At 43.2% G+C, this 12516-nt stretch carries 12 protein-coding genes; 7 read left to right on the top strand and 5 right to left on the bottom strand.

Features of this window, described 5'->3' with window-relative positions; genetic code table 11:
* Positions 1-15: 15 nt before the first annotated feature.
* The 5 genes from AFM12_RS08965 to AFM12_RS08945 all read left to right on the top strand — a co-directional run bounded on the left by AFM12_RS08965 (position 16) and on the right by AFM12_RS08945 (position 6644).
* Positions 16-2019 (top strand): alpha-L-arabinofuranosidase family protein, encoded by a 2004-nt coding sequence (locus AFM12_RS08965; protein ID WP_055146863.1) that lies wholly within the window; start codon positions 16-18, stop codon positions 2017-2019.
* Positions 2020-2070: 51 nt separating this feature from the next.
* Positions 2071-3711, top strand: coding sequence for a ribulokinase (locus AFM12_RS08960; protein ID WP_055146860.1), 1641 nt, complete (start codon positions 2071-2073; stop codon positions 3709-3711).
* A gap of 101 nt (positions 3712-3812) precedes the next feature.
* Positions 3813-5294, top strand: coding sequence for an L-arabinose isomerase (gene araA, locus AFM12_RS08955; protein WP_055147881.1), 1482 nt, complete (start codon positions 3813-3815; stop codon positions 5292-5294).
* Positions 5295-5458: 164 nt separating this feature from the next.
* Positions 5459-6157 (top strand): L-ribulose-5-phosphate 4-epimerase, encoded by a 699-nt coding sequence (locus AFM12_RS08950; RefSeq protein WP_055146858.1) that lies wholly within the window; start codon positions 5459-5461, stop codon positions 6155-6157.
* A gap of 184 nt (positions 6158-6341) precedes the next feature.
* Positions 6342-6644 (top strand): aminoacyl-tRNA hydrolase, encoded by a 303-nt coding sequence (locus AFM12_RS08945; RefSeq protein ID WP_229308479.1) that lies wholly within the window; start codon positions 6342-6344, stop codon positions 6642-6644.
* Positions 6645-6732: 88 nt separating this feature from the next.
* On the opposite strand, the gene AFM12_RS08940 is transcribed toward AFM12_RS08945, so the two are convergent.
* From AFM12_RS08940 to AFM12_RS08925, 4 genes are all read right to left on the bottom strand, one after another.
* Positions 6733-7320: a GNAT family N-acetyltransferase gene (locus tag AFM12_RS08940; protein ID WP_055146855.1), complete on the bottom strand. Its 588-nt coding sequence runs from the start codon at positions 7318-7320 to the stop codon at positions 6733-6735.
* Positions 7320-7721, bottom strand: a complete 402-nt coding sequence (locus AFM12_RS08935; protein WP_055147878.1) for a ketosteroid isomerase-related protein — start codon at positions 7719-7721, stop codon at positions 7320-7322. Before AFM12_RS08935 ends, AFM12_RS08940 begins: the two co-directional genes overlap by 1 nt.
* A gap of 135 nt (positions 7722-7856) precedes the next feature.
* The gene (locus AFM12_RS08930; RefSeq protein ID WP_229308478.1) at positions 7857-8918 is read right to left on the bottom strand and encodes an MFS transporter; all 1062 of its coding nucleotides are present in this window, start codon (positions 8916-8918) and stop codon (positions 7857-7859) included.
* Positions 8919-9023: 105 nt separating this feature from the next.
* Positions 9024-9962 (bottom strand): D-2-hydroxyacid dehydrogenase, encoded by a 939-nt coding sequence (locus tag AFM12_RS08925; RefSeq protein ID WP_055146853.1) that lies wholly within the window; start codon positions 9960-9962, stop codon positions 9024-9026.
* 48 nt (positions 9963-10010) lie between these two features.
* On the opposite strand from AFM12_RS08925, the gene murB reads away from it, so the two are divergent.
* Positions 10011-11030, top strand: a complete 1020-nt coding sequence (gene murB, locus AFM12_RS08920) for a UDP-N-acetylmuramate dehydrogenase (RefSeq protein WP_055146850.1) — start codon at positions 10011-10013, stop codon at positions 11028-11030.
* A 34-nt stretch (positions 11031-11064) separates the two neighbouring features.
* Entirely contained in the window at positions 11065-11658 is a 594-nt protein-coding gene (locus AFM12_RS08915; RefSeq protein ID WP_055146847.1) for a DUF6962 family protein, read from the top strand.
* On the opposite strand, the gene AFM12_RS08910 is transcribed toward AFM12_RS08915, so the two are convergent.
* Positions 11655-12467, bottom strand: coding sequence for a hypothetical protein (locus AFM12_RS08910; protein ID WP_055146844.1), 813 nt, complete (start codon positions 12465-12467; stop codon positions 11655-11657). The two genes, AFM12_RS08915 and AFM12_RS08910, sit on opposite strands and share 4 nt — an antisense overlap.
* Positions 12468-12516 lie beyond the last annotated feature (49 nt).

Genomic DNA, 12516 nt, shown 5'->3' with positions numbered 1-12516 from the left:
TCTTAACCTTTAACTATGATTAAAAAAACAATAACCTACCCGTTGATGTGCCTATTGAGCATTTGCATACTGGCATGTTCAAATGACGATTCCTCTTCTTCAGAAACAGAAGCGGCTGATCTGGTCATTGACATCAATAACCCTATTCATGAGATTCAACCTACCATGTACGGGATCTTCTTTGAGGATATCAATTTTGCAGCCGATGGCGGTTTGTATGCTGAGTTGGTCAAAAACCGCTCTTTTGAATTTGACGCCCCATGGATGGGCTGGAAACATCTGCCAGAAACAGAAACCCGCTTTAATACGGTCAATGAACTGACCATAGTAAGAGATGCCAATAACCCTCAAAACCCCCGTTTTGTACGAGTTGATAAAGGTGACGAAACTCCGGAATTCGGTCTGGAAAATGAAGGCTTTGATGGTATGGGTATTAAAAATGGAGAGAAGTACGATTTCTCTTTTGTTGCCCGTCAAAACAAAGAAAACATTACCGTAAAGGCCACGCTGATTGATACCACAGGAAACATCATTGGCTCTGCCAGTACCGCCGTAAACGGAAACGACTGGAAAGCTTACGAAGTAGTGATTACACCGACCGCTACTTTTGGAGCAGCTAAACTCCAGGTTACTTTTGAAGGTGTAGGTCAAATAGATATTGATCAAATCTCGCTTTTCCCGCAAGACACCTGGAAAGGCAGAAAGAAGGGTCTGAGAAAAGATATGGTTCAGCTTTTAGCAGATCTTAATCCTGGCTTTATCCGTTTCCCAGGAGGCTGTATAGTAGAAGGGCGTACCCTTGACCAGCGTTATCAGTGGAAAAAGACAGTAGGGCCCGTAGACCAAAGAGAGACGCTTATCAACAGATGGAATACCGAGTTTGCTCACAGACCCGCCCCAGATTATTTTCAGTCGTTTGGCCTAGGCTTTTTTGAGTATTTCCAGCTGTCTGAAGACCTTGGAGCAGAGCCCCTGCCTATTTTATCTTGCGGGCTTGCCTGCCAGTTTAACACCTCAGAAACGGTGCCTATGGATCAGCTTGATCCCTATATAGATGACGCCCTCGACCTGATTGAATTTGCCAATGGATCTGTAAATACCAAATGGGGAAAAATAAGAGCCTCCATGGGGCACCCAGAGCCATTTAACCTGAAATATATAGGAGTAGGTAATGAGCAATGGGGTCAGGAGTATTTTGAACGCTACGAGGCTTTTGCCAAGGCCATTTACACCAAATACCCGGATATGAACATCGTAAGTGGTACGGGACCTTTCTCTGACGGAGAAATGTTTGAAAAGGCCATCAAAGAACTGGAACGCATAAAACCTGAACTTGTGGATGAACATTATTACAGAACCCCGGATTGGTTCAAAGAAAACGCCACGCGTTACGATAATTACGACCGCGAACGTTTCAAGATTTTCGCCGGAGAATACGCTGCCCAAAGTGTTCAAACCGCCAGCCCAGAGAATAGAAACACACTGGAGTGTGCCATCTCAGAAGCCGCCTTTATGACCGGCCTGGAAAGAAACGCAGATGTAGTATATATGACCTCCTACGCTCCGCTTTTTGCTCATGTTAACCGTTGGCAGTGGACGCCTGATTTAATCTGGTTTGACAATCTCACCGCATATGGCACGGCAAATTATTATGTACAAAAAATGTATGGTACTAACCCGGGCACGCATACGCTCTCAATCAAAAGAGAAGGTGAAAACGTAACCGGAAAGGATGGCCTTTATGCTACGGCGGCTATTGACAAAAACAGTAATGAGCTAATCATAAAAGTAGTGAATACTTTAGGCTCAAAAAGAGAGGTTAGCCTTTCATTAAATGGTCTTTCAAAGGCAGTCGAAGGAACCATGACCAGCCTACATGGAGATGATGCCGGCGTTTTCAATACCATTGAAGAGCCCTCCAAAATAACACCATCTGAGAGCAATGTAATCGCTGAAAATGGAAAGCTAAATCTTCAAATGCCATCAAATAGTTTTCAAGTGGTTCGTTTGAAACTGTAAAGACTTTGTAATATTGTGTCAAAGGAACACATACCCTAAAATTCTATTGAAATGAGTTCTAAATATGTCATCGGTATTGATTTTGGATCAGACTCTGTGAGGTCCGTAGTGGTAGATGCAGCCGATGGAAAAATACAAGGTACAGCGGTAGCCTACTACCCCAGATGGAAAGAAGGACTTTATTGCCTTCCGGGTGAGTCGCAGTTCAGACAGCACCCAAAAGACTATCTTGAGACGCTGGAGAAAACGGTAAAAGAGGCTCTCAAAGAAGCTGGCAGCGGCGTGGCAGAAAAAGTGGTAGGCATATCTGTAGATACTACAGGCTCCACACCCGTGGCGGTTGACAAAAGTGGTACTCCGCTAGCTCTCACGCAGGGTTTTGAGGAGAACCCAAATGCCATGTTTATTCTCTGGAAAGACCATACCGGTAATGCTGAAGCAGAAGAAATTAACACATTGGCCAGAAAATGGGAGACCGATTTCACGAAATATGAAGGAGGAATTTACTCGTCTGAGTGGTTTTGGGCTAAAATATTAAGAACACTGCGTGTTGACGAAAAGGTGCGTAAAGCCGCTTTTTCATGGGTTGAGCATTGTGATTGGATTTCAGCAGAATTAACCGGCGAAACAGACCCATTAAAAATGAAACGCAGCCGTTGTGCGGCAGGACATAAAGCCATGTGGCATGAGGATTTTGACGGCCTACCTTCTGAGAACTTTCTCACCGAATTAGACCCCGTGCTCTCCGGTTTAAGAGATCGTTTGTTCACCGAAACCTGTACTTCAGATGAGGCTATAGGTACCCTCTCAAAAGAGTGGGCTCAAAAATTGGGTCTCAATGAAAACGTGGTCATCGGCGTTGGTGCTTTTGACGCCCATATGGGCGGTATCGGTGCAGAAATAGAACCTTATTCTTTTGTGCGTGTGATGGGGACCTCCACTTGTGACATGCTGGTATCACCTAATAACGAAATGGAGGGCAAACTGATTCCGGGCATTTGCGGGCAGGTAGATGGCTCTATTTTGCCCGGCATGCTCGGTATGGAAGCGGGGCAATCCGCATATGGAGATGTTTATGCCTGGTTTGCCAGACTAATTACCGGACCAGTAGCGGAAATACTCGGACCTGAACAAGCCGATAAATTGCAGGATGCTCTTATCCCCTACTTGGCGGATGAGGCGGCCAAGTTGCCTTTAACCGAAAACGACCCGATAGCAATTGACTGGTTTAACGGTCGACGCACGCCTGATGCTAATCATACCTTAAAAGGAGCTATCGCCGGAATGAATCTGGGAACTGATGCCCCGATGATTTTCAAAGCTTTAGTAGAGGCCACGGCCTTTGGTTCAAAGGCCATCGTTGATCGTTTTCTGGAGCAGCAGGTGCCGATCAAACAGGTAATTGCCATTGGCGGTGTAGCTCAGAAATCATCTTTTGTGATGCAAACACTCGCCGACGTTCTGAACATGCCGATTAAAGTAGCGGCATCTGACCAAACCTGTGCACTTGGAGCCGCTATGTGTGCTGCCACTGCCTCGGGTGTATTTGAGAAAATGGAAGATGCTCAAAAAGCCATGGGAGCCGGTTTTAACAAAGAATACCAGCCAAACGCTGAAAAACATAAAGTTTACCTTAAACTTTACGACAAGTATCAGAAATTTGGTGGCTTTATTGAAAATGAATACAAATAATTAACCCTCCGAAAATCTTTGCATTACCTCAGCGGTTGTTGTTTTTTAAAACACAGAGACCACAAAGAGGGCACAGAGATCACAGAGATTTTAGAATAAAAATGATTGACCTAAAACAATTTGAAGTCTGGTTTTTGACAGGAAGCCAGCATTTATATGGCGAAGAAACCCTACGCCAGGTGGCTATGCACTCTGAAGAGATTGCAAAATCACTAAACGCCACCGCTCCGGTGAAAATCGTTTTTAAACCGACGGTAAAGACACCGGACGAAATCACGGCTGTTTGTCGTGAGGCCTCTGCCAGTACGGCCTGTATCGGAGTGATTACCTGGATGCATACCTTTTCACCGTCCAAAATGTGGATCAGCGGGTTAAGTATTTTGACCAAACCTTTACTTCACCTACATACGCAGTATAATCGGGATATACCGTATGCTGACATTGACATGGATTTCATGAACCTGAACCAGTCTGCTCATGGCGACCGGGAGTTCGGGCATATCATGACCAAAATGCGTAAGAAACGCAAAGTAGTGGTAGGCCACTGGCAAAACCCGGGGGTGATCAAACAGATCAATGACTGGTGCCGTGTAGCCGTGGGTAAAAACGAAATGCAGCATCTCAAAGTGGCCCGTTTCGGTGATAATATGCGTCAGGTTGCCGTAACCGATGGTGACAAAGTAGGTGCAGAAATGACATTCGGAATGTCGGTCAACACCTTTGCTGTTGGTGATCTGGTGGCTGTAATCAATCAGGTAACCGATGCAGAAATTGAAAACCTGATCAAGGAATACGAAGAGGTCTATGAAATGATGCCATCGCTTACAAAAGAGGGTGCAATGCGTTCTTCCCTAATTGAAGCGGCCCGTATTGAGCTGGGAATGAAACACTTCCTGACCGATGGAGGCTTTGGAGCATACACGAACACATTTGAAGATCTTCACGGTATGCGTCAGTTACCTGGAATTGGTTCACAAAGAATGATGGCATCAGGGCTTGGCTACGGTGGCGAAGGCGACTGGAAAACCTCAGCCATGACCCGTGTTATGAAAGTGATGGCCAGCGGTCTGGAAGGCGGAAACTCTTTCATGGAAGATTATACCTACCATTTTGACCCTTCAAACCCGATGGTCCTGGGTTCGCATATGTTGGAAATCTGTCCGACAATTAGCAGTGGCAAGGTCAAATGCGAAGTACACCCACTTGGAATTGGTGGCAAAGAAGATCCGGTTCGTTTGGTATTCAATGCCGATAAAGGTGATGCCCTCAATGTTTCTCTTGTGGATATGGGCGGCCGTTTCCGTTTGATTGTCAATGAAGTTACCGGCCATGAAGTCGACAAAGAATTCCCGAAATTGCCAACAGCAAGAGCACTTTGGACACCAAAACCGAGCATGGAAGTTGGCTGTCAGGCCTGGATTCTAGCCGGTGGAGCTCACCATACCGTTTACAGCCAAAACCTGTCAACGGAGCAGATTGAAGATTTCGCGGATATGTTTGATGTGGAGGTAGTAGTAGTTGATGCCGATACCAAAATCAGAAGCTTTAAGAAGGAGCTGGCGATGGGGGATGTGATTTATTAGGAGCTGGCGGCTTTCGGCCTTCAGCAGTCGGCGACATTTATCCTAAATGCTCTTAAACTCTTAATGTTAAATCTCAGAGATTCTTTAAAACATTAAGGCATTAAGAGAGTTAAGTGTGTTCCGTGAAAATCTGTGTAATCCGTGTTCCTATTTAATTTTTTGCTATGTATAATACACTAAAACAAGAATGCTACGAAGCCAATATACAGTTACCAGACCTCAATCTGGTGATATTCACCTTTGGTAACGTCAGTGCCGTGGATCGTGAAAAAGGAGTTTTTGCCATTAAGCCCAGTGGCGTTCCTTATTCAGAATTAAAGTGGGAAGACATCGTCATCATGGATTACGATGCCAAAGTGATTGAAGGTAAAATGAGGCCATCTTCTGACACAAAAACGCATGCTTTATTATACAAAACCTGGGATGACATCGGTGGAATTACACATACCCACAGCACCTATGCCGTAGCCTGGGCTCAGGCGGGGATGGACATCCCGATTTTCGGTACTACGCATGCCGATCACACTCATCAGGATATCCCCTGTGCACCAGCCCTTTCTGATGAGATGATCAAAGGCGATTATGAGTATGAAACCGGCAACCAGATTTTCCAGGTTTTTGAAGAAAAAGGCCTTTCTCACAAAGAAGTGGAGATGGTATTACTTCAAAATCACGGACCGTTTACCTGGGGGAAAAATGCGGCCAAATCCGTGTATAATGCCGCTGTTTTAGAAGAAATCGCCCGAATGGCTCAGTTGACATTATCAATTAATCCAGACACACTAAGACTCAAAGAAACTCTTCGAATGAAGCATTTTGAGCGTAAGCATGGGAAGAATGCTTATTATGGGCAAGGTTGTTAGAAGAAATCATTACACTCGTGGCAAGACTCCAATTCGTCTAGGTTAGTCGTGCCACGAGTACTTTAGCTACCTTTGACTTATGAAACCGCTGAATCAAGACTTTTCTTCAGAATGGGAATTCAGCAGCTCCAGAAGTGGAGGTGCAGGTGGGCAGCACGTTAATAAGGTGGAAACCAAAGTATAGTTGCGGTTCCACATCGGAAACTCAGCACTTTTAAATGATTCACAAAAAGCAAAGCTTCGCGAGAAATGCCCAAATCAGATCAACCAAAACGATGAATGGGTGATTACTGCTCAGGAAACCCGGTCGCAGGTCAAGAATAAGGAACTGGTTATAAAGAAGTTTAAACAATTACTCCGAGAAGCTTTTCAGGTACCCAAAGCCCGGAAATCCACTAAACCCACCATAAGCTCCATTGAAAAGCGACTGAAAATGAAGAAGATTAAATCACAGACTAAATCTTTGAGAGGGAAGGTTGATTATTGACTTATTCACAATTGGCTCTGTTTCCGGGTTCTTAGGATTACTCGTGGCACGACTCTCTTTCTACGCTGTTAGTCTTGCCACGAAATTTTTAAAGCGTTTTCGTCCAGTACTCCATTAGTTTGGGAGATTCCTCCGGCTCATCAATGTCTTTCCAGCTGAACAATGATTGTAATGTTTCTGACTTTGAGTAGCCTCTCTTTTTCCAAAAAGGTTTTAAATCTTGATAATCGGCTGGTCGAAGTGGGTGAGTTTCCGGTCGTTTGATAGCACAAAAGACAGAGAACTGAGCTCCTAAGTTTCTCGCATGAGCCTCCCTTTCTTCAAAAAAACGATTTCCCAAGCCTTGTCCACGGTATTCTTTGAGCAAAATGCTTTCGCCGAAATAGCAAATAGTATTAAGATCTGTACTGGCTTTTAAAAAGGGCTCCCGGACTTCAGCTGTTTCATCTTTGAGAGGAATGCATGTTGTAGCCCCTACCATTTGATCAGTATTAAAAACCGCAAATAAAAAGGATTGAGGAGCATTTGTATAAGTTTTAAGATATTCCCGCTCGTAGTCAATTGACCCATCATAGAGATAAGGGTAATCACGAAAAACCTGAATTCTCAATTCGGCCAGAGGTTCAAGAACCTCTTTGATTTCCTCCCCTATGAACGACTTAAAACTTAATATCATTAAGCTCCTACTTGCTTCAGCCAATCTTCAAGATTATAATAGGTGGTTACCCGGGTAATTTTACCTCCCTTTTGTTCCAGAAAAGCACCAGCAGGCAAAACGTAGGTTTGACCATTGGCGGCAGGCAAGTCGCCATCTGTATTTTTATATGTGCCATGTACGGTAAACTCGGCTGCCAGTCGTGAACCATCCTCGCTAGCCAAATAAGTCAAATCCCTCAGCTCTTCATCGTAGCATTCGTCCATGTGTTTGAGAAAAGAACGGAAATGATCAAGGCCGTAATTTGAGTTTCCCTGATTAGAATCGTGTCGTACATTTTCATCCAGCAGGCCAAGCATCACTTCCCAGTTTTTGGCATTGAAAGCCTCGTAGTATTTTTTTATTATGGCGATTGAACTCATAGAATCAGTTTTTTGCTGCAAACGTAGTGAATTGAAACCTAAAACGGTTTCAAAAAAAGTCCAATATCTACTCTACACTTTGAATTTTACGAGCTACAAAAACACTGATGAAAAGCATGGCAATAGCATAATAGCCTACCCAATTAAATGGTCCAGATAACCGTTTTCCCTTTGAATCAGAATGGCCCCGCCTATGCTGGAGGCAGCCGACTGAGCCAATAATTGCACAGAAGAATTAATGGCCATAAAGCCACCTCTTTGTTTAGGTGTAACTACGGATGAAACCATGGCCTGTGTAGGAATTATCCGACCATTGGTAAAAATGAAAAAGATTCCGGAAACCATTAAAACAACGTACAAAGGAACCGGAATAAGATTAGTAATCAGGAAAATAGGGATCATAGACAAAAAAGCGAACGTCACAAAAACCGGATACTTGCCCTTGCGGTCCGCAATCCTCCCTACAATGGGAGCGGAAAAGATCGTTAACATGCCCCCGACCAAATAAATCAGGTAAATATCGGCTTCGCTATAACCAATATTAGAAACGAGGGTAGGTGCGATATACGGAATGATACTGAAATGCCCGAGCATGATAATGGTTGAGAGTGCTAAAGCCCAAAGCTGATTCGGGGTCTTGATGATGCTTAAAATAACTTCTCTTCTTTTCTGCTTTTTCGAATCATCAAATAAATGAGCATCGACATTGGGTACAAAGAAGATAACCAGAACAGTAATAATGAGCCCTAAACCAGCCACAAAAAAGAAGGGAGCATGCCAGCCTGCCTTGCTGGCCAGATAAAGGCCACCCGGCACACCTGCCACTGAAGCAAATGAAAAAGCCATCATAATATAACTCATCGCTACGGCTCGTCTTTCATAATTAAACGAGTCTGCCACAATGGAAAGCACCTGAGAGCCGATCATGCCACCAAATAAACCCGTTACAATTCTGCTCGTCATCAGCACGGCAAAATTTGGCGAAATAGCACAGGCAAAGGTACCCGCCACAAAACCGATATAAGCAAATAACAACACTTTCTTCCGGTCAAACCGGTCCGCAAAAAAGGCCAGACTAAAGCCAGAAATACCTGCTGCAAGTCCATAAGAGGCCACCAGGTTCCCAAACTGCTGGGCATTAATTTGGAAGATCTTCATCAATTGCGGCCCCAGGGGCATCAGAATGATGAAGTCCATGATGTGAGTGAAATTAACCAAGGTCAGAATAACTAGCAGCAGCTTTTCTTTGGAGGAAATTTTTTGCAAGAATAAACTAAGAGAACGCTAACTGCCTGTTTAAGTTCAATTCACCACATTTATCGGATCACCTTTTTGCCAGGCTTTGATATTATCAGTGACAATTTTAAATAATCTTCTTCTGGCCTCGAGCGTTGCCCAGGCTATATGCGGGCTAACAAGCAAATTCTTAGCTCCGAAAAGCGGATTCCCTTTTTTAGGTGGTTCTACCGAAACAACATCCACGGCTGCTCCCGCAATAACCTCTTTTTCAAGTGCTTCTCTCAGATCAATATCATTGATCAGCGGCCCTCGTCCGGTATTGATTAAAATTGCGGAAGGTTTCATTTTCGCAAAAACACTTGCATTCATAAAACCCTCGTTTTCATCAGTTAAGGGACAATGCAAACTGACAAAGTCAGACTTTTCTAAAAGCTCATCCAAGTCGACAGTTTGAAATACTGGATGAGGTAATGATGATTTTCGATTAACAAGCACATTCATTTCAAAGCCCTGAGCTACCTGTGCTACTTTTTCACCAATATCACCTATGCCTACCAAACCAATGGTTTTTCCGGCGAGCTCTGTCAAAGTGTAATCATAAAAACAGAAATCAGGTGAATTCACCCATTTTTCGGGTTGATTGTGCTCAGCAATACTATTGGTAAACCTGAGAATCATAGCAAATACATGCTGAGCTACCGACATCGAACTGTAGTTTTTCGCATTCGTTACTACAATGCCATGCTTTTTCGCCGCATCAAGATCTACGACATTATAACCTGTGGCTGTAACTCCTATGTATTTTAAATTAGGTAATTGACTAATTATCTTTTCGTCTAAGATTGCCTTGTTTGTAAGAATCACTTCTGCATCTTTAGCCCTCTCTACCGTTTGATCGTATGGAGTACGGTCATAGCTTGTAAAGCAACCCAAAGTCTTAAGCTCGCTCAGGTCTAGTTGTTCGGGTTTACTTGTGAAGGCATCGAGAAAAACAATATTCATGGGATATGATAAGGGTTTCGGTAAATTGCACCGAAATTTATTCTGTGCATGCCAAAGATACTCAAAAATGCCTCATTAAAGCCCTATAATACCTTTGGGCTTGAAGCCGCAGCAGCTTTTCTCACAACTATTTCATCTGTTGAAGATCTCAGTGAGTTGGTCAATTTGCCTGACTTTGAAGAAAAGCAAAGCCTTGTTCTTGGAGGTGGAAGCAATTTGCTCTTGACACAAGATTTTGATGGTATGGTCATCAAAAATGAGATCAAAGGCATTCATTCTATCAATGAAACAGATGAACATATCTGGCTAAAAGTAGGTGGAGGTGAAGTTTGGCACGACTTCGTAATGTATTGTGTGAATCAGGGTTACGGAGGCGTTGAAAACCTCTCGCTGATCCCGGGAACCGTTGGGGCGGCTCCTATGCAGAATATAGGTGCATACGGAATTGAAATTAAAGATGTTTTCGATTCGCTGGAGGCCTTTAACTGGCAAACAGGAGCAATTGAAACATTTGATAATCCAACCTGTGGCTTTGGCTATCGTGAAAGCATATTCAAACATAGTCATAAAGGGAAATACTTTATTGTCAACGTTACTTTCAAGCTGAAAAAGAGACCTGAACTAAATATTGAATACGGAGCTATTCAAACCACATTGGCTGATATGGGCATTACAAACCCTACCATTAAAGATGTTAGTAGGGCCGTTATTACTATCCGGCAATCAAAATTGCCGGACCCCAAAGAGATTGGAAATTCAGGGAGTTTTTTCAAAAACCCGGTTATTAGTAAAGCACTTTTCATAAAAATTCAGGAGAAATATGATAATGTGCCATCCTATCCCATAGACGACGAAAATGTGAAAATACCTGCCGGATGGATGATTGAAAAAGCTGGATGGAAGGGCTATAGAAGAGGTGATATCGGTGTTCATAAAAATCAGGCACTGGTGCTGGTTAATTATGGTAACGGCTCCGGTTTAGAAATCAAAAAGTTATCCGAGGAGATCATTGCCTCGGTCTTTGAAAATTTTGGTGTAAACCTTCAGCCCGAGGTAAATATTATCTAAATTCGGTTTCCTAACCCTGAATAATCAGATCCGAATGGAGACTTCTCACGTTATTTCTGACCTTATTTTAGGCCTCACCGGCCTTTTTGTTTTCTTCCGCTATCTACTGAAACTTCCACTCATGGAAACAGTGCTTTGGGAAGCTTTTGTGCTTTCTGTAGCTGTCGCTGCTTTTGCCGGTGCTGCTCGTTTTGCCGGTATTGATAATGCGGGCCTGGTTTCAAACTTTTTTCAGAATATGGCAGCTACAGTGGGAGCCTTAGGGCTGGCGGTGGTTTCCTGGTTCAAAGTTTGGGAAAACGACACTTTGGATTCCACTATTGGTTGGTCTGTTCTTGGAGTTGGTTTTATAATTTTCGCTCTTCTTCAGGTTGGCATCATGCCAGACCTTATTTCTCATATTCCGGTGGTTTCAATGATTTTAGTTGCCATTGCTGCCATTTATGGTATCACCAAAGGCCAAACCAAACTCGGCATCTGGTTACTGGCTGCTGTACTTTTTGCCGCACTGGCCACCTTCAGAAATGAGTTTGTGACAGATCTTGACAACTCCATAGATGCCTATCATTATCTGCTGGCCATTAGCCTGATATGTTTCGGAATGGCGGCGGCGAGGCCTTCGGTTTAAAATTCTGAATAGGCTATTTCGTAAACAGACCAAACATCACCGGCCTTCCTTCCATACGGGACGACGTATCCGGGCCTCTCAGTAAGAATAGTCTTTACATTCATAATATTCCCTGACTGAGGCTCAAATTCATACTGATTTTGAAGTGCCACAGGAACTATATTAGGTCCAAAGCCGAAATAATCTTTCAATAAATTCTCAGAGCCCAATTCAAGAAATGACAGAAAATCAATTGGTTTTCTGCCTGTATAGATGTTCCAATATTTTCTCAACTTTTTGGGTAAAAAACTCTCTTCCTTTATATAAGTGTAGTCAAAATCAGAAGTAGAACAATCAAAACAAATACTGTTCTTAACGTTACCACCTTCATACCTGAACCAGGTATGTCCCCATTCTGCCCCGGGTTTATGAATTCTTAAGAGACCTTCCTCTGTAAGAGAAATGTCACTGGTATCGGCATTGATCATCTGGTTATTCCGGTAAAAAGAAAAGATATAGCGAATCAGATCTCCTGCTTCATTGTATAAAAACGTCCTGCTGCTGAATTCGTCGGGGTAACCTACTGCAAAAGTGGTCGAAGAATCTACCTGTCCCTCATCATTATAAAAGAAGTCAATCTTATCTGTGTATGTTGAGTAAGAATAGGTGGCTTCATGCATTTTTAGATCTGCATCATAGAAAAAATTCCACTCTCCTCTCGCTGAGGTGATTTTGGAAACCAAACTAGTCTCAGGAGAAAGGTCTTGCTTTTTGTCCTTACAGGCTACTATTACAACCAGCACGGCCATTAGTGGAATCAACTTCTTCATGGTGTAAATTTTGAGATAAAATTAAACCGAAGAATAGCTATTCTAAAAC

The sequence above is a fragment of the Jiulongibacter sediminis genome, assembly GCF_001306455.1.
Lineage (GTDB): Bacteria > Bacteroidota > Bacteroidia > Cytophagales > Spirosomataceae > Jiulongibacter > Jiulongibacter sediminis.
The sequence above is the reverse complement of the archived record's forward strand: the minus strand, read 5'-3'. Positions and strand labels throughout refer to the sequence as shown.